Below are 17597 nucleotides of genomic sequence, written 5' to 3'. Positions count from 1 at the left end.
GCGCCATCCGAGGCCGCACAAAAAAATACCCCATATCGAGCCTCACTCCCGCTCGGCCAATTAAGCAAAGCCCTCGCTTGCGGGAGAGGTCGCTGCGCTCGTAGAGCGCGGCGGGTGAGGGTTCTATCCTCTGGGGGATTGTCCCCTTGCGGCGACACCCTCTCCCCAGCCCCCCGCAAGCGGGGGAGGGAGCGCATCTCATGCGCAGATGCTGCTAGCCCTTTGGCTGGATGCCGTCGCGGACCGCGCGGAAGCGGGTGAAGGCAGTCGGCCATTGCTCGCGCGGGGCGCTGGCGATGATGCGCAGCGAGGCGCCGCCGCTGCTGAAGCGGATCCACTGCACCACGGTCACCGGCGTCTTGTCCTTGCCGCTGACGCCGTCGATCCGGGTCTCGAACCCCTGCTGGCCGCTGATGCGGATCGGCTCGGACATGGTGACGCGCGACTCGCGCACGCCGGGGATCTGGAGCGCCGCCTCCTGGGCGAAGCGGGCGCGGTCGTCGGCGGCTTGCGGGGTGGCGCCGATCACGCCGAGGATGATGAACGGCTTCGATTCATAGCCGGAGCTCTCGTCGCCGTCGGCCAGGATGATGCTCGAGCCCGGCGCCAGCGTGCGAACGTCCTTGAAGTCGGCGAGATCGGTGATCTTGAACGGCATCAGCGCGATCTGCTCGTCGGCCGAGACCTGCTTGCGGGTGACGACGCTCGCAAACATCTGCCGCACCGCCTCGTCGGTGTAGATCTTGACCGCATTCTCGGGAATCTGCACCGCGACATAGCCGGAGAAGCCGGCGCCCGGCACGATCATCGAATAGCGCCGCACCGGGGTCTCGCCGGCCTTGCCGCTCTCGGTGGTGAAATAGGCAAGTCCCGCGGGCGTCTCGATCTTGTCCTGCTTGACGCCGTTGGCTCCGGCCGGATTGGAGTTGAAGGCGCTCACGACCTCGCCATAGGCCGCCGGCGGCAGCTCTGTGATCAGCACCTTGACGCTGCCGTCCTCGCTCTCGAAGCCGGGAAAAGTCTTGGCCGTGTTAAGGCCGACCAATGGCACCATGCCGAGGCGCAAGCCAGGTGGGAAAACGGCGTCGGCAGCCAGAGCCGGAAGCGCAGAGGCGACGAGGAGGACGAGCGCGGCGAGGGGGCGGATCAGCTTCATGGGCACTCTGATTGGTTCACATTGAGGCCGTTCGATGGTGGCCGGCCGGCCGTTTTGTCGCGCGAGGCGGCCTGATGACGAGCCCGGCCGGCTGCCCGCCTTTTAGCGGTTTTGGTCTGGCCGCAACAGGGCGGGGCGGGATGCTGTGACGGATGCGGGCCGATCGCGGGACCTGTTAATATTTCCTCACCCGCAAGGGCGGTGCAGCCCGGATATGTTCTTCCAAAACCCAATGTTTTCACGGCCGAAACTTGCGTTCGGTCCTTGCAGGCACCTCCCCCCCTCCTATATGACCCCCAACCATCGCAATATCGCGAATGTTTGATCTTAGGGGGTTTCGGTTCGGGTGCCTTCTGGGCCCAGCCAGCCTGCCGCAAAAACAAGGATATAGGACCATGGGAAAGGTCATCGGGATCGACCTCGGTACCACGAATTCGTGCGTCGCCGTAATGGATGGCAAGAACGCCAAAGTCATCGAGAATTCCGAAGGCATGCGCACGACGCCTTCGATCGTCGCCGTGACGGACGACGGTGAGCGCCTCGTCGGCCAGCCGGCCAAGCGCCAGGCGGTCACCAATCCCGAGCGCACGTTCTTCGCAGTGAAGCGCCTGATCGGCCGCCGCTACGACGACCCGATGGTCGAGAAGGACAAGAAGCTCGTTCCGTACAAGATCGTGAAGGCTTCCAACGGCGACGCCTGGGTCGAGGCCGACGGCCAGACCTACTCGCCCTCGCAGGTCTCGGCGTTCATCTTGCAGAAGATGAAGGAGACCGCGGAAGCCCATCTGGGCCAGAAGGTCGACCAGGCCGTCATCACCGTGCCCGCCTACTTCAACGACGCCCAGCGCCAGGCGACCAAGGACGCCGGCAAGATCGCCGGCCTTGAAGTGCTGCGCATCATCAACGAGCCGACCGCGGCCGCGCTCGCCTACGGCCTCGACAAGACCAAGGCCGGCACGATCGCCGTGTACGATCTCGGCGGCGGCACGTTCGATATCTCGATTCTCGAAATCGGCGACGGCGTGTTCGAGGTGAAGTCGACCAACGGCGACACCTTCCTCGGCGGCGAAGACTTCGACATGCGCCTCGTCGGCTATCTCGCCGACGAATTCCAGAAGGAGCAGGGCATCAACCTGCGCAACGACAAGCTCGCGTTGCAGCGCCTGAAGGAAGCCGCTGAAAAGGCCAAGATCGAGCTGTCGTCGACGACGCAGACCGAGATCAACCTGCCCTTCATCACCGCGGACCAGACCGGCCCGAAGCATCTGACGATGAAGCTCACCCGCGCCAAGTTCGAGGCGCTGGTCGATGACCTCGTCCAGAAGACCGTCGAGCCCTGCCGCAAGGCGCTGAAGGATGCCGGCCTCACCGCCGCCGAGATCGGCGAAGTGGTGCTGGTCGGCGGCATGTCCCGCATGCCGAAGGTCCAGGAAGTCGTGAAGCAACTGTTCGGCAAGGAGCCGCACAAGGGCGTCAACCCGGACGAAGTCGTGGCGATCGGCGCCGCGATCCAGGCCGGCGTGCTTCAGGGCGACGTCAAGGACGTGCTGCTGCTCGACGTGACCCCGCTGTCGCTGGGCATCGAGACGCTGGGCGGCGTGTTCACCCGCATCATCGACCGCAACACCACGATCCCGACCAAGAAGAGCCAGGTGTTCTCGACCGCCGAGGACAGCCAGAACGCGGTCACCATCCGCGTCTTCCAGGGCGAGCGTGAAATGGCGGCCGACAACAAGATGCTCGGCCAGTTCGACCTGATGGGCATTCCGCCGGCTCCGCGCGGCATGCCGCAGATCGAGGTGACCTTCGACATCGACGCCAACGGCATCGTCAACGTCTCGGCCAAGGACAAGGCCACGTCCAAGGAGCAGCAGATCCGCATCCAGGCCTCTGGCGGTCTGTCGGAAGCCGACATCGAGAAGATGGTCAAGGACGCCGAGGCCAATGCTGAGGCGGACAAGAAGCGCCGCGAGGCCGTGACTGCCAAGAACGACGCGGACGGACTTGTGCATTCGACCGAGAAGGCACTGGCCGAGCACGGTTCGAAGGTCGCCGAGACTGAGCGCCGCGCCATCGAGGATGCCGTCAGCGACCTCAAGGAAGCGCTGAAGGGCGACGATGCCGAAGCGATCAAGGCCAAGACCCAAACGCTGGCCCAGGCATCGATGAAGCTCGGCGAGGCCATGTACAAGCAGCAGGCCGAGGCCGACGCCAAGAAGGACGCGGCCAAGGACGACGTCGTCGACGCGGAATTCACCGAAGTCGACGACGACAAGACCAACAAGAAGTCCGCCTGAACCCCGCGAGGGTGATGATGCGGACGGCTTGGACCCCACACGCGCCAACGGCCTCCTCCCTCGCGGGGGAGGCCATCGTGTCGGGCTCGACGGACCAAGGCTTTAAATTTGGGCCCGTTACGATCGATCAATTCCCAGCCGTTATTCTGAACACTGCCATGCAATCCTCTGTCGCGAGGCGGAAGGCTGCCTATATCGTTGCATGGCGACGTTGCTTCGCTCCGACTTGAATCGCGATCGGATAGACTGAGCTCATCATGTCCACGTCCACCAAGCGCTGCTACTACGAAACCCTCGAAGTCGAACGCGATGCCGACGATTCCGTCCTGAAATCGTCGTTCCGCAAGCTGGCGATGAAGTTTCACCCCGACCGTAATCCCGGGGACAACACCAGCGAAGTCAAGTTCAAGGAAATCAACGAGGCCTACGAGGTCCTGAAAGACAAGGACAAGCGCGCCGCCTATGACCGTTACGGCCATGCCGCCTTCGAGCAGGGCGGCGGTGGCGGCGCCGGTTTCGGCGCGGGCTTCGCCTCCTCCTTTTCCGACATTTTCGAAGATTTGTTCGGCATGGCCGGACAGCGCGGCGGCCGTGGCGGCCGCGAGCGCGGCGCCGACCTGCGCTACAACATGGAAATCACGCTCGAGGAAGCTTTTGGCGGCAAGACCGCGCAGATCGAGATTCCGGTCTCGGTCACTTGCGAAGCCTGTTCGGGCATCGGGGCCAAGGCCGGCACCAAGCCGAAGACCTGCTCGACCTGCGGCGGCGCCGGACGCGTACGGCAGTCGCAAGGCTTCTTCACGCTGGAGCGGACCTGTCCGGGCTGCCAGGGCCGCGGCCAGATGATCGAGGACGCCTGCCCGTCCTGCTCGGGTCAGGGGCGCGTCACCCGCGAGCGGAATCTGTCGGTCAACATTCCCCCTGGAGTCGAGGACGGCACCAGGATCAGGCTCGCCGGCGAGGGCGAGGCCGGGGTCCGCGGCGGCCCGCCCGGCGACCTCTACATCTTCCTGTCGCTGGCCCAGCACCAGTTCTTCCAGCGCGACGGCGCCGATCTGCATTGTCGTGTGCCGATCTCGATGGTGACGGCGGCGCTTGGTGGCGAGTTCGAGGTGCCGACCATCGAGAAGGGCAAGACCAAGGTGAAGGTCCCAGCCGGGACCCAGTCCAGCCGCCGATTCCGCATCGCATCAAAAGGCATGCCGGTGCTGCGCTCGCGCCAAATGGGCGACATGTACGTTCAGGTCGTGGTCGAGACCCCGCAGAACCTCACCAAAAAGCAGCAGGAATTGCTGGCCGAGTTCGACAAGCTCTCCTCCGGCAACACCCAGCCGGAATCCGAGGGTTTCTTCACCAAGGTCAAGGATTTCTTCGGTAATCGGGCGAGTTGACGCGTCTTGACCGTGCCGCCTTCGGCCTATACGTCTTTATGACCATTTTCTGACACGCCGCGGTCACGCGGTCCCGGCCGGTCCCGACATGCCATTGCCATCGTCCGCGCGTGCGTTGAAGAAGCCCCGTCTCGATGACGAGGTGCGTTTTCTCCGGTCATGGATCGAAAAGCCCCTCCACATGGGTGCGGTGATGCCGTCGGGCAAGCTGCTGGCCCGGACCATGGCCCATTACGTCGACGTCAATTCGAACGCACCGGTGGTTGAGCTCGGCCCCGGCACCGGCGCCATCACCTCGGCCCTGGTCGAGCGCGGCGTCGACCAGAAGCGTCTCGTCCTCGTCGAATACAATCCGGGCTTCTGCGCCCTGCTGCGCGACCGCTATCCGCAGGCCAAGGTGGTGCAGGGCGATGCCTATCGCCTGCGCGACACGCTGTGGAACGTGCTGAGCGCGCCGGCCTCCGCGGTCGTCTCGGGCCTGCCGCTGGTCACAAAACCGATGCTGACGCGGCTGCGGCTGATCCGCGACGCCTTCACGGCCCTGGCGCCCGGTGCGCCCTTCGTCCAGTTCACCTACGCGGTGGTGCCGCCGATTCCGAAATCGCTGCCCGGCGTGTCCACAGAGGCCTCCGAACGGATCTGGATGAACCTTCCGCCGGCCCGCGTCTGGGTGTATCGCAAGGACTAATTCCGCCGGCATTGCTGTTTGCGTGGCGGGCTCGTTTCGCCGAACGCATGGAAGCGGATGTCCGCACCGAAAATTCTGATCATTCCCGGCTCCCTGCGCACCGGCTCGCACAACGCGAAGCTGGCAGCGGTCGCCGCCTATGCATTCGACCAGGCCGGCGTCGACGTCACCCGCGTCTCGCTCGCCGATTTTCCGCTGCCGATTTATGACGGCGACCTGCAGGCCAAGTCCGGTGTGCCCAAACACGCAATCAATCTCAAGCGCATGATCGGCGCGCATCATGGCGTGCTGATCGTCTCGCCCGAATACAATGCCTCGGTGCCGCCGCTGCTGAAGAACGCGATCGACTGGGTCAGTCGCGTGCATGAGCTGCACGAGCCGCGTGGCGAGGTGTTCCGCAACCGCGTCTTCGCGCTCGCCGGCGCCTCGCAGAGCCGGCTCGGCGCGGCTCGCGCGCTGCAGGCGCTGCGGCTGATCCTGACCTCCTGCCACGCCAATGTGATTGCCAGCCAGCTCACGCTCGCCTTTGCCGACCAGGCCTATGACGATATGGACAGGCTGAAGCACGAGGGTGATCTCGCCGCGTTGAAGGACCTGGTGCGGCAGTTGATCGACATTTCCCAACGCATGATGTGAGGTGACATGACGCCAGCCGAGATCGCCCCGAAAGACCGCCTGATCGTCGCGCTCGATCTGCCCGGCGTTGACGCCGCGGAAGCGATGGTCAACCGGCTCGGCGACAGCGTCACCTTCTACAAGATCGGCTATCGGCTGGCTTATGCCGGCGGCTTGCCGCTGGTCGGCAAGCTCGCCGACAAGGGCAAGAAGGTCTTTCTCGATCTCAAGCTGCACGACATCGGCAACACCGTGGCGCAGGGCGTCGACAGCATCACCAGGCTCGGCGCGACCTTCCTCACCGTGCACGCTTATCCGCAGACCATGAAAGGTGCCGTCGAAGGTCGCGGCAGCTCGAACCTGAAGATCCTCGCCGTCACTGTTTTGACCTCCTACAACGAGGACGATCTGCACGCGGCAGGCTTCCGGCTCGGCGTCTCCGAGCTCGTCGAAGCGCGCGCCCAGCAGGCGCAGGTGCTCGGCATCGACGGGCTGGTGTCGTCGCCCGAGGAAGTCGGAGCCTTGCGCAAGATCGTCGGCCACCAGATGAGCCTCGTCACCCCCGGCATCCGGCCGGCGGGCGCGGCGAGCGGCGATCAGAAACGCATCATGACGCCGGGCCGCGCGATTGCGGCCGGCGCGGACTATCTCGTCGTCGGGCGGCCGGTGGTGGAAGCCACGGACCCCAGGGCGATCGCGGAGGCGATCCAGAGCGAGATCGCCGAGGCACTCGGAGCATGATCTGGACCCGAAGGGCCGCGTTAGCGCAAAGTGTGCAGCGGTTTTCCGATCAGATCATGCTCAAATAGAAGCCCAACAACACAGGGAGAAGAACAATGGCAAAAGGCTACTGGATCGGACGTGTCGACGTGAGCAGTGACGAGGGCTACAAGCCCTATGCCGTCGCCAATGGTCCGATCTTCAAGAAATGGGGTGGCCGCTTCGTCGTCCGCGCCGGCAAGTTCACCACCGTCGAAGGCGCCAGCCGCACCCGCAACGTCGTGATCGAATTCCCGGACTACGAGACCGCGATCGCCTGCTACAACTCGCCGGAATACCAGGCCAACATCAAGGTGCGCCAGCCGCACTCCGTCGCCGACCTCATCATCATCGAGGGCTATGACGGCCCGCAGCCGTCGGACGGCTGAGGCTGGGTCTGCGCGCGCGCCTTGTCCTTCGAGACGACCGCTCCGCGGTCTCCTCAGGATGAGGCTAAGCAGTATCGGCGCCCGTCGAATTTGTTGCCACGGATTCCGACCTCATCCTGAGGGCCCGCCGTAGGCGGGCGTCTCGAAGGATGGCCGCAAGCGACCGCGCTCCAGGGGAGGGTGGAAGCCCGCCTGCCCCCAATCCCCCTTGGTTGCCGGAACTGCATCCCCCCGCTACAACAACCGCGAGAGGATCGCACCATGTCCGACATGCGCTTGATCGTTGCTGGAGCCGGCGGCCGGATGGGCCGAGCGCTGACGCGGGCGATTGCCGAGACCAAAGGCGCGGTGCTGGCCGGTGCGCTGGAGGCGCCGGGATCGGAGCTGCTCGGCAAGGATGCCGGCGTGCTCGCAGGCCTGCCGGCCAATGGCGTCAAACTCTCCGGCGATCTCTGGGCATTGTCGAAGGACGCCGACGGCATTCTGGACTTCACCGTGCCCGCGGCGACGCTGGCCAATGTCGCGATCGCCGCCGAGCGCGGCCTCGTGCACGTGGTCGGAACGACCGGCCTATCGGGCTCCGACAACGCCGTGATCAAGAGCGTCACCAACCGCGCCGTCGTGGTGCAGTCCGGCAATATGAGCCTGGGTGTCAATCTGCTCGCCGCCGTGGTCAAGCGCGTCGCCAAGGCGCTCGACGAGAGCTTCGACATCGAGATCGTCGAAACCCATCACCGCATGAAGATCGATGCGCCCTCGGGCACGGCGCTGATGCTGGGCCAGGCGGCGGCGACCGGCCGCGGCATCGCGCTCGACGAGCATGCAGATCGCGGCCGCGACGGCATTACCGGCGCGCGCAAGCCCGGCGACATCGGCTTTGCGTCGTTGCGCGGCGGCACCGCGGCCGGCGATCACAGCGTGAGCTTCCTCGGCCCGTTCGAACGCCTGACGCTGTCGCATCACGCGGAGGATCGCATGCTGTTCGCCCACGGCGCGCTGAAGGCGGCGCTCTGGGCGCACGGCAAGAAGCCGGGGCATTACTCCATGGCCGACGTGCTCGGTCTGTCTGACATTTGAACTAAACGGAAAGCAATCAATGAGCGAACGTCTTCTCGTGCTGGTGCGGCACGGCCAGAGCGAATGGAATCTGAAGAACCTGTTCACGGGCTGGAAGGACCCTGATCTCACCGAGCTCGGCGTGAAGGAAGCCTCGGAAGCCGGCCGCAAGCTGAAGGCGCAGGGCCTCGTGTTCGACGTCGCCTACACCTCGGTGTTGACGCGCGCACAGCACACGCTCGATCTCATTCTCGGCGAGCTCGACCAGAAGGGCCTGCCGACGACGAAGAACCTCGCGCTGAACGAGCGCGACTATGGCGATCTCTCGGGGCTCAACAAGGACGACGCCCGCAAGAAATGGGGCGAGGACCAGGTGCTGATCTGGCGCCGCTCCTACGACGTGCCACCGCCCGGCGGTGAAAGCCTGAAGGACACGCTCGCGCGCGCATTGCCCTATTACGTGCAGGAGATCCTGCCCGGCGTGCTCAACGGCAAGCGCACATTGGTCGCCGCCCACGGCAATTCGCTGCGCGCGCTGATCATGGTGCTGGAAAAGCTCTCGCCCGAAGGCATTTTGAAGCGCGAGCTCGCCACCGGCGTGCCGATCATCTACCGCCTCAATGCGGATTCGACGGTGGCCTCGAAGCTGGATCTGGCGGGGTAAAGATGAGGGGCGGCTAGGCCGCGCTAAGCACGCAGAATTGTAGGGTGGGCAAAGCGTAGCGTGCCCACCATGCAGCAGCGATTGCGGAACGATGGTGGGCACGGCGCGCGAAGTGCGCGCCTTTGCCCACCCTACGAAACTTTGCCGATGACAGTCTTACTGCATCCCCAGCTGCCCGGCCTCCCAGCCCAGCATCGCCTGCTTGCGGGTGATGCCCCAGTGGTAGCCAGTGAGCGTACCGCTCTTGCCGAGAGCGCGGTGGCAGGGCACGACAAAGGACACGGGGTTCTTGCCGACGGCGGCGCCGACGGCGCGTGAGGCTTTCGGGCTGTTAATGTTGCAGGCGATGTCCGAATAGGACACCGCGCGGCCCATCGGGATCTTCAGCAACGTCTCCCACACCCGGACCTCGAAATCGGTGCCGATCATCACCACGCGCAGCGGCTGGTCCGGCCGCCAGAGCTTTGTGTCGAAGATGCGCTGCGCCAGCGGTGCGGTGCCTTCGTGATCCTCGACGTAAGTTGCGTTCCGCCATCGCCGCGTCATATCGGCAAGCGCCACCTGTTCCTCACCGGGATCGGCGAAAGCAAGTCCCGACAATCCGCGATCGGTCGCGATCACGATCGCAGTGCCGAACGGCGAGTGATGAAAGCCATAGCGCAAGATCAGCCCCGCGCCGCCGTTCTTCCATTCGCCCGGCGACATCGCTTCGTGCGTGACGAAGAGATCGTGCAAGCGCCCCGGACCCGACAGGCCCGAGTCGAGCGCCGCATCGAGGATGCTCGCGGAATCCCTGAGCAAGCCCTTGGCGTGATCGAGCGTGAGCGCCTGCATAAACGCCTTCGGCGTGATCGAGGCCCAGCGGCGGAACAAATGGTGCAGTTCGTCCGGGGTGACGCCGGCCGCATCCGCCATCGCCTCGATGGTCGGCTGCGCGCGCCAGTTTTCCGAAATGAAGGCGATCGCCCGGCGCACGGAATCATAGTCGCGCATCGCGGCGTTCTGGGAGCCCGGCCCGGCCAGGCGCTGGTCATGTATCGCGAGTGTCATCATGACGACAAATGTAGGAGAGGGCAGGGTGCGAAACCACCCGATTTCCGATCCGCAAATCAGGTCACCGGATTGTAGGTCGGACCGCGCCTGGCGGCATTTAATGCCTCAACCAAACCCTTGTAAAAACTTGCTTTTTCATCCGGTCCGAGGAAGCGGGCGATCTGGATCTGGTGACCTCGCGAGATCAGATAGAGGTGCTCGATGCCAAAATCCTCGTCGATTTCCATGTCCAGCCGGACCCAGAGCGGATTGAAGGTCCATTCGACGATTTGGCCGTGCTGGCTGACGCGCCGCACGCGTAATTCAGAGGGCGTGACCACGATCTCCTCGCTGGCCCGCGCCGCGCGGAAATTGGCCTTGAAGGCCCACCAGATCACCAGCACGTCGAGGCCGAAGAAGCCGAACACCGGCCACGCGCCCATCATCAGGAAGACGAGGCCGGTGACGAAGCTGACGGCGCTCAGGAACAGCATCACCGCGAGGAAGCCGGTGCGGTTCAGCGAGCGGTGCGGCGTCAGGCGCGCGGAAAAGATCTGAGGCTCAGCCTCGCTTCCCGATCGTTCGCGCGCAATTTCATTGCCTGTGCTCATCGTCCCTCAGTATATCCCGATCATGGCGAAAATCACCCGCAAGCCGGCCCCGCGCAAAACGTCCGTGCCGAAGAAAAAGGCGAAGGCGGCCGCCGCGAAGCCCAAGGCCCCCGGCAAGAAATCCCTCAAGGCCATGAGGCCTTGGACGCCGCCAGAAGTCCGCGAGGCCTTCAGCCGTTTCCGCAAAGCCAACCCGGAGCCCAAAGGCGAGCTTGAGCACGTCAATCCGTTCACGCTGCTGGTCGCCGTGGTGCTGTCGGCGCAGGCGACCGATGCCGGCGTCAACAAGGCGACGCGCGCGCTGTTTGCGATCGCCGACACACCGCAGAAGATGCTCGACCTCGGCGAGGAACGCCTGCGCGAGTACATCAAGACCATCGGGCTCTATCGCACCAAGGCCAGGAACGTCATTGCGCTGTCGGCGAAGCTGCTCAGCGAGTTCGGCGGCGAGGTGCCGCGCACGCGCGCCGGGATCGAGTCACTGCCCGGCGCCGGGCGCAAGACCGCCAATGTCGTGCTCAACATGGCCTTCGGCGAGCACACCATGGCAGTCGACACGCATGTCTTCCGCGTCGGCAACCGGACCGGACTTGCGCCCGGCAAGACGCCGCTGGAGGTCGAGCTCGGTCTCGAAAAGGTGATCCCGGCCGAGTTCATGCTGCATGCCCATCATTGGCTGATCCTGCATGGCCGCTATACTTGCCTCGCGCGCAAGCCGCGCTGCGAGGTTTGCCTGATCAACGATCTCTGCCGGTGGCCGGAAAAGACGGTCTGAAAATAGCGTTCGGGAAAGTGGTTTTTGGAGTCTAGCGTGAGTCAGCAGGAACAAATCTCGCCGTCACCACCTGCTGCCACACCGGCGCCGCCACCGAAGCCAACGCAGCGACCAGCGAGTTCACTGTGGAGCCGGCTCGCGATTCCGCTGTTCGCGGTGATCGTCGCGCTCGGCTTCGTCGCGCTGGCCACGCAGCGCTTCGACGAATGGGTCGGCAATTCGGCGGTCCAGACCACCAACGACGCCTATGTGCGCGCCGAGCTGACGCGGCTTGCCAGTCGCGTCTCCGGCGAAGTGCTGACCGTCGGGGTCACCGATTTCCAGCGCGTCAAGGCCGGCGATCTCATGATCCAGATCGATCCTGCCGACTATGAGGCGCAAGTCGCGCAGTCCGAAGCGGCGGTCGCCGCCGCGCAAGCCGTGCTCGACAATCTGGCCAATCAGATCGAGCTGCAATATGCGACGATTGCACAGGCGCAGGCCGCGCGGCTCTCGGCCGAAGCCGTGGAGGTCGAGGCGCGGCAGGAGCAGGAGCGCCAGCAGTCGCTGTCGCAGACCGAATCCGGCACGCGGCAGCGGTTCGAGCAGGCGGTCGCAGGCTATGCCAAGGCGCAGGCCGATGTGCGCGCGAGCCGCGCCGTGATCGCGGCCCAGCAGCACCAGCTCGAGGTGCTGCAAGGCACCAGGAAGCAGCGCGCCGCCGATCTCGAAGCGACCAAGGCAACACTGGCGAGTGCGAAGCTCAAGCTCGGCTACACCAAGATATCGGCACCGTTCGACGGCGTCGTCGGCGAGCGGCAGGTCCAGCCTGGCGACTACGTCAACATCGGCACCAATCTCATCAACGTTGTGCCGTTGCCGAAGGTCTACGTGATCGCGAACTACAAGGAGACCCAGCTGACCCACGTCGCACCGGGCCAGCCAGTCGAGATCACTGTCGACAGTTTCCCGCGCGAGAAGCTGCGCGGCAGGGTCGAGCGCATTGCGCCCGCGACCGGCGCGCAGGTCGCGCTGCTGCCGCCGGACAACGCAACCGGTAACTTCACCAAAGTCGTGCAGCGCATTCCCGTGCGCATCCAGCTCGACGACAACCAGCCGCTGCTGGCGCGGCTGGTGCCGGGCATGTCGGTCGTCACCAGCATCGACACCAAGGCCGGCAATGGCGGAAAATGACGATTCCAGTCGCGGGCCGCTCTCGCGCGGCGGCGTCGCGCCGCAGCCCTTGTTTGCGGTGGCGGCGGTGCTGCTCGGCTCGTTCCTCGCCAATTTCGACAGCCGCCTGACCACAATAGGCCTGCCGGACCTGCGCGGCGCGTTCTCGCTCTCGTTCGACGAGGGCGCCTGGCTCTCCACAGCAGGCATCGGCTCGCAGATCTTCATCGCGCCCGCGGTGGCCTGGCTTGCCACCGTGTTCGGCCTGCGCCGCGTGCTCGGTATCCCGAGCCTCGTCTATGCCGCGGTCTCGCTGATCATCCCGTTCGTGCACGACTATCCGACATTGCTCGCGCTCAGCGTCGTGCATGGCCTCCTGCTCGGCACCTTCGTGCCGGCGACGTTGATGATCGTGTTCCGCAATTTGCCGATCCGCTGGTGGCTCCCAGCGATCTCGATCTATTCGATCCGCGTCGGCTTCGCGCTGGATACCTCGAGCGCGCTGGTCGGCTTCTATGTCGACCTTCTCGGCTGGCAATGGCTGTACTGGCAGAGCGTGCTGATCGCGCCCCTGATGGGCCTGATGGTTTATTGGGGCACGCCGAACGAACCGGTGAATCGCGCTTTGCTGCGCGAGGCCGATTGGGGTGGCATGCTGCTGCTCGGCGCCGGCGTCTCGATGATCTATGCCGGGCTCGACCAGGGCAATCGGCTGGACTGGCTGGGATCGGGGACCGTGATGGCGTTGATCATTGCCGGCGCGGTGCTGGTCGCGGGTTTTCTCGTCAACGAATCCCTGGTGCGGCAGCCTTGGGCGCATGTGAACGTCCTGTTCTCGCGCAATATCGGCCTGGGGCTGGTCCTGATCCTGCTCTACACGCTGACCAGCCTGTCCAACGCGTCGCTGGTGCCGAATTTCCTCGCCAACATCGCCCTGCTCAGGCCGGAGCAGAGTGGCTTGCTGCTGCTCACCTACGGCGCGTTGCCGATGTTCGTGCTGGTGCCGCTCTCGATCTGGCTGCTGCGGCATTTCGATACGCGGACAGTGGTGGTCGTGGGATTTGCCTGTTTCGCCGCCGCCAATCTCTGGGGCACGCAGCTCAGTCATGATTGGGCGCGTGAGGATTTCGCCGGCATCGTGCTGCTCCAGGCGATCGGGCAGTCGTTGACCTTGCTGCCGCTGATCATCACGCTGCTGTCCAATTCCGATCCGAGCCGCGCGACCTCGTTTGCCGCCTATATCCAGATCATGCGGCTCGGCGGTGCCGAGATCGGCGTGGCGTTGATGGGGACGTGGCTGCGCGTCCGCGAGCAGATCCATTCCTTCTATCTCGGCCAGAATCTCGGCGTCGGCGACGTCGATGTGGTCCGCATGCTGAAACAGCTCGCCGACCATTTTGCGGCCCATGGTGCCGGCTCGGCACAGGCACGCGCGGTCGGTACGCTCGCGGGCTTCGTCCAGCGCGAGGCCAATGTGCTCGCCTATATCGACGGCTTCTGGCTGTGCTTCTGGGTGGCGATGGCCGCGCTCGGCGTCGTCGCGCTTGTTACCCGTGCCCCGCCCGGCCCGTTCACGCCGGCGCCGTTCGGCTTCGCCAGGATGCTGTTGCGCAGATGCGGAGTGAAGGTCGCCTGAATGCGACGATGGTTGGTTCGCCCGATCGCGCGACGGGGTTGGTCACCTCTCCCGCAAGCGGGAGAGGGAGCGTCCCCTCACCGCATCTGTCGCGCCGGCTCGATCAGCTCGGGCCGCGGGCCTGAGAGCCGCTTATGCATGTGGACCATGAAGGCCATGGCGAAGATCGGCGTCGCCAGATTGACGATCGGGATCGAGACGAAGGCTGCGATGAACAGGCCCGCGGTGAAGATGGTCGCGGCATTGTCGCGCCGCATCGCCTTGGCTTCCTCCGGCGAGCGAAACCGCATCGCCGCGAGCTCGAAATATTCGCGGCCGAGCAGCCAGGCCGTGGCGAGGAAGAAGACCAGGAAACCGGCGCCGGCGAACAGCACCAGCGGCAACGCGATCAGGTAGACCAGGATCGTCAGCAGCGCGGTCTTGACGCCCTCGTAGATCGCCTGGCTGAACGGCAGCGCGACGCCCGGCCGCTCCGCCGGATAGTGCTCGCGCTCGACGATGTCGGCGACGTCGTCGACGAACAGGCTCGCCACCAGCGAGGTGATGGCGGGCATCAGGAACACAGCCCCGAACACGACGCCGAAGCCCGCGGCGATCGAAATGATCCAGGACAACACCTCGAGCGATGAGTGCCAGCCCGGACCGAGCAGGCCTTCCAGCCAGGCCTCGCCATAGGTCGCAAACCAGCTCAGGAGCCGCTGCAAGCCGATCGCCAGCACGATGATCAGCACCAGTGCGACGCCGATCGACCGCCACAGGATCGAGCGCATCGGCGGCGAGATCATTTGCGACAGCGCCTTGACGGCGGCATCCAGCATGGGAGTACCTCTCACGAAATCACCCGCGAGAGGTAGACACCCCGGGCCACTTCGGCAAGGGAGATCGGCGGCACCGCTTATGGCCGGATTGACCGCCCGCATCAACGAAGCCACGATGAATTCGGCAAGACCGTTGCTTCACCAACCCGCTTGACAACAAGCGGAACCAGCCGGGCAAAGGAACAGGCGCATATGGCGACGGAAGAATCGGTGGCCGGATTGCCGCTTGCAGGCGTGCGCGTCATCGAGATGACCCACATGGTCATGGGCCCGACCTGCGGCATGATCCTGGCGCAGCTCGGAGCCGACGTGATCAAGGTCGAGCCGCCCGCGGGCGACAAGACCCGGAGCCTGGGAGGCATGGGCACCGCTTTCTTCCCGTTGTTCAACCGCGGCAAGCGCAGCGTGGTGCTGGATTTCGAGAAGCCTGAGGATCTCGACACCATGCACCGGCTGCTGGCGACGGCCGACGTGTTCCTGGAGAATTTTCGCGACGGCCAGCTCGCGAAGCAGGGGCTTGGCGCCGACGAACTGCGCCGCCGGCATCCGGAGCTGATCATCGCCGGCCACAAGGGTTTCCTCTCCGGTCCCTACGAGCACCGCCCCGCGCTCGACGAGGTCGTGCAGATGATGGCGGGGCTTGCCGCCATGACCGGCACCAGCGAAAAGCCCCAGCGTGTCGGCTCGTCCGCCAACGACATCATGGGCGGCATGTTCGGCGTGATTGCGATCCTCGCGGCGCTCTATCAGAAGCGCGGGGGACAACGTGACGGTGCCGACATCCGCATCGGCCTGTTCGAGAACTGCCTGTTCCTGGTCGCCCAGCACATGGTCGAATACGAGATGACCGGCAACAAGCCGCGCTCGATGCCGGAGCGCGAGCATGCGTGGCCGATCTACGACATCTTCGAGACCGCCGGCGGCGAGCGCATCTTCATCGGCGTCGTCACCGAAGGCCATTGGCAGAGCTTTTGCCGCGAGTTCGGCCTGACTGAATTCCTCGATGATCCCGCCTTGCGCACCACGACCGATCGCATTCTGGCGCGTGGGCGGATCATTCCGCGCGCGGCCGGGATCATCAGGCAGTGGGACGTGGCAAGACTGTCGCAGAGGCTCGATGCGCTCAACATCTGCTTTTCTCCGATCAACCGGCCCGAGGATCTCTTCACCGATCCGCATGTGCTGCGGCCGGGCGGCCTCGTCAACAATGTCACCGCCGACGGCAAGCCGTTCCGGGTGCCGGCGCTGCCGATCGAGTGGAACGGCAGCCATATAGGCGAAGGCCTGAGGGTCGCGCCGCTCGGGGGCGACACTGCGACCGTTCGCGCCGAGATCAACACCGAAAATGAAGACGCCACGTCAAAAACAACAGGGAGGCGCGCATGAGCCGGATTCAGGAGATTTACCCCGCAGAACGCGTCAGCCTGCGCGAAGTCGGCCTGCGCGACGGGCTCCAGCTCGTGAAGAAAATTCCGTCGACCGAAGCCAAGCAACGCTGGGTGCGCGAGGAATATGCCGCCGGTGTGCGGCATTTCGAGGTCGGCTCGTTCCTGCCGGCGAAGACGTTTCCGCAATTTATCGATGTTCGTGATGTCGTCGCGACCGTCGCTTCATTGTCCGGCGCGCATGGCATCGCGCTTGCGCTCAACGAACGCGGCGTGAACGAGGCGCTGGAATCCGGCGTCGGCGAAATCGCCTCCGTGGTCTCGGCAACGGAAGAGCACAGCCAGGCCAATGCGCACCGCTCGCGCGAGTCCGCGATCGCCAATCTGAAACGCCTGTGCGAGATGCGCGATGGCACCAGCCACAAGCCGCTGGTCAACGCGGCGATCTCGATGGCGCTGGGCTGCTCGATCACCGGGGCGGTCGACCCTGCAGAAGTGCTGCGGCTGGTCGACAAATGCCTGGAGGCCGGTGTCGATTTCGTCGGCATCGCCGACACCGTCGGCTATGCCGGGCCGAAGCAGGTGGCGGAGCTGACGCGCGCCGCGGTGAAGCTCGCGGGGTCAAAGCCGATCTGCATCCATCTCCACGACACCCGCGGCATGGGCATCGCGAACGCGGCCCCGGCGCTCGACGAAGGCGCGCGTATCCTCGACGGCTCGCTCGGCGGCCTCGGCGGCTGCCCCTTCGCTCCCGGCGCGACCGGCAATGTCGTGTTCGAGGATCTCGTGTTCCTGTGCGAGAGCAAGGGCTTTGCGACCGGCATCGATTTGGAGAAATTGATCGCGGTGCGCAGGATCCTGCGCGAGGAAATGCCGAATGAGCAGCTCTACGGCGGCCTCGCCCGGGCGGGATTGCCAGGTGGGAGCGCGGCGAAGGCGGCTTAAATCCGCAGGGTGGAACGCTCTTCCCTTCTCCCCTTGTGGGAGAAGGTGGCGCGAAGCGCCGGATGAGGGGTGGCTCTCCGCGAGCTCGAAGAGGAGTAGTCGCGGACACATACTCCTCACCCGTGGCGGGGCCGGGGGGGGGGGCCCCCCCCCCCCCCCCCCCGGGGGGGGGCCCCCCCCCCCCCCCGGCCCCCCCAAAAAGAACCGGGGCCGGGGGGGGGGGGGGGG

Annotated in this window: 17 protein-coding genes; 13 read left to right on the top strand and 4 right to left on the bottom strand. The window is 65.1% G+C overall.

The window, feature by feature from the left end:
• Positions 1-214: 214 nt before the first annotated feature.
• On the bottom strand, positions 215-1156 hold the full coding sequence (locus AC0L3A_RS37695) for a hypothetical protein (protein ID WP_219681933.1): 942 nt from the start codon (positions 1154-1156) through the stop codon (positions 215-217).
• Between the two features lie 395 nt (positions 1157-1551).
• Here AC0L3A_RS37695 and dnaK point away from each other — a divergent pair, with 395 nt between their 5' ends.
• The 8 genes from dnaK to AC0L3A_RS37655 all read left to right on the top strand — a co-directional run bounded on the left by dnaK (position 1552) and on the right by AC0L3A_RS37655 (position 9015).
• Positions 1552-3453, top strand: coding sequence for a molecular chaperone DnaK (dnaK, locus tag AC0L3A_RS37690; RefSeq protein ID WP_007598490.1), 1902 nt, complete (start codon positions 1552-1554; stop codon positions 3451-3453).
• A gap of 257 nt (positions 3454-3710) precedes the next feature.
• Positions 3711-4844 carry a molecular chaperone DnaJ gene (gene dnaJ / locus AC0L3A_RS37685; protein ID WP_007598494.1) on the top strand — a complete coding sequence of 378 codons (1134 nt, stop codon included), beginning with the start codon at positions 3711-3713 and terminating at the stop codon, positions 4842-4844.
• Between the two features lie 88 nt (positions 4845-4932).
• On the top strand, positions 4933-5532 hold the full coding sequence (locus tag AC0L3A_RS37680) for a class I SAM-dependent methyltransferase (RefSeq protein ID WP_473256289.1): 600 nt from the start codon (positions 4933-4935) through the stop codon (positions 5530-5532).
• Between the two features lie 57 nt (positions 5533-5589).
• Positions 5590-6168, top strand: a complete 579-nt coding sequence (locus AC0L3A_RS37675) for an NADPH-dependent FMN reductase (RefSeq protein ID WP_007598496.1) — start codon at positions 5590-5592, stop codon at positions 6166-6168.
• 6 nt (positions 6169-6174) lie between these two features.
• Positions 6175-6888 carry an orotidine-5'-phosphate decarboxylase gene (pyrF, locus tag AC0L3A_RS37670; protein ID WP_219681931.1) on the top strand — a complete coding sequence of 238 codons (714 nt, stop codon included), beginning with the start codon at positions 6175-6177 and terminating at the stop codon, positions 6886-6888.
• Positions 6889-6983: 95 nt separating this feature from the next.
• Positions 6984-7295: a DUF1330 domain-containing protein gene (locus AC0L3A_RS37665; protein WP_027566211.1), complete on the top strand. Its 312-nt coding sequence runs from the start codon at positions 6984-6986 to the stop codon at positions 7293-7295.
• Between the two features lie 261 nt (positions 7296-7556).
• Positions 7557-8372, top strand: a complete 816-nt coding sequence (dapB, locus tag AC0L3A_RS37660; RefSeq protein WP_007598502.1) for a 4-hydroxy-tetrahydrodipicolinate reductase — start codon at positions 7557-7559, stop codon at positions 8370-8372.
• Between the two features lie 19 nt (positions 8373-8391).
• Positions 8392-9015 (top strand): 2,3-bisphosphoglycerate-dependent phosphoglycerate mutase, encoded by a 624-nt coding sequence (locus tag AC0L3A_RS37655; protein ID WP_007598504.1) that lies wholly within the window; start codon positions 8392-8394, stop codon positions 9013-9015.
• A gap of 156 nt (positions 9016-9171) precedes the next feature.
• On the opposite strand, the gene AC0L3A_RS37650 is transcribed toward AC0L3A_RS37655, so the two are convergent.
• Both AC0L3A_RS37650 and AC0L3A_RS37645 read right to left on the bottom strand, forming a co-directional pair.
• The gene (locus AC0L3A_RS37650) at positions 9172-10068 is read right to left on the bottom strand and encodes a methylated-DNA--[protein]-cysteine S-methyltransferase (protein WP_007598507.1); all 897 of its coding nucleotides are present in this window, start codon (positions 10066-10068) and stop codon (positions 9172-9174) included.
• 56 nt (positions 10069-10124) lie between these two features.
• A complete protein-coding gene (locus AC0L3A_RS37645) occupies positions 10125-10658 on the bottom strand; it encodes a DUF2244 domain-containing protein (protein WP_007598508.1) in 534 nt (177 codons plus the stop codon).
• Positions 10659-10680: 22 nt separating this feature from the next.
• Here AC0L3A_RS37645 and nth point away from each other — a divergent pair, with 22 nt between their 5' ends.
• From nth to AC0L3A_RS37630, 3 genes are read left to right on the top strand one after another with little or no spacing between them, the layout of a single operon-like run.
• Positions 10681-11433: an endonuclease III gene (gene nth / locus AC0L3A_RS37640; protein WP_007598509.1), complete on the top strand. Its 753-nt coding sequence runs from the start codon at positions 10681-10683 to the stop codon at positions 11431-11433.
• Positions 11434-11469: 36 nt separating this feature from the next.
• Positions 11470-12606: an HlyD family secretion protein gene (locus AC0L3A_RS37635; RefSeq protein WP_219681930.1), complete on the top strand. Its 1137-nt coding sequence runs from the start codon at positions 11470-11472 to the stop codon at positions 12604-12606.
• Entirely contained in the window at positions 12593-14221 is a 1629-nt protein-coding gene (locus AC0L3A_RS37630; protein ID WP_473256288.1) for an MFS transporter, read from the top strand. Before AC0L3A_RS37635 ends, AC0L3A_RS37630 begins: the two co-directional genes overlap by 14 nt.
• Before the next feature lie 77 nt (positions 14222-14298).
• Here AC0L3A_RS37630 and AC0L3A_RS37625 read toward each other — a convergent pair whose 3' ends face one another.
• Positions 14299-15039: a sulfate transporter family protein gene (locus AC0L3A_RS37625; RefSeq protein ID WP_007598514.1), complete on the bottom strand. Its 741-nt coding sequence runs from the start codon at positions 15037-15039 to the stop codon at positions 14299-14301.
• A 192-nt stretch (positions 15040-15231) separates the two neighbouring features.
• Here AC0L3A_RS37625 and AC0L3A_RS37620 point away from each other — a divergent pair, with 192 nt between their 5' ends.
• A complete protein-coding gene (locus AC0L3A_RS37620) occupies positions 15232-16425 on the top strand; it encodes a CoA transferase (protein WP_473256287.1) in 1194 nt (397 codons plus the stop codon).
• Entirely contained in the window at positions 16422-17369 is a 948-nt protein-coding gene (locus tag AC0L3A_RS37615; RefSeq protein ID WP_473256286.1) for a beta/alpha barrel domain-containing protein, read from the top strand. Before AC0L3A_RS37620 ends, AC0L3A_RS37615 begins: the two co-directional genes overlap by 4 nt.
• Positions 17370-17597: the final 228 nt, after the last annotated feature.

This window comes from Bradyrhizobium sp. MI1.3 (assembly GCF_055811695.1).
Note: the sequence above shows the minus strand (reverse complement) of the source record. Positions and strands in the feature narration are given on the sequence as shown.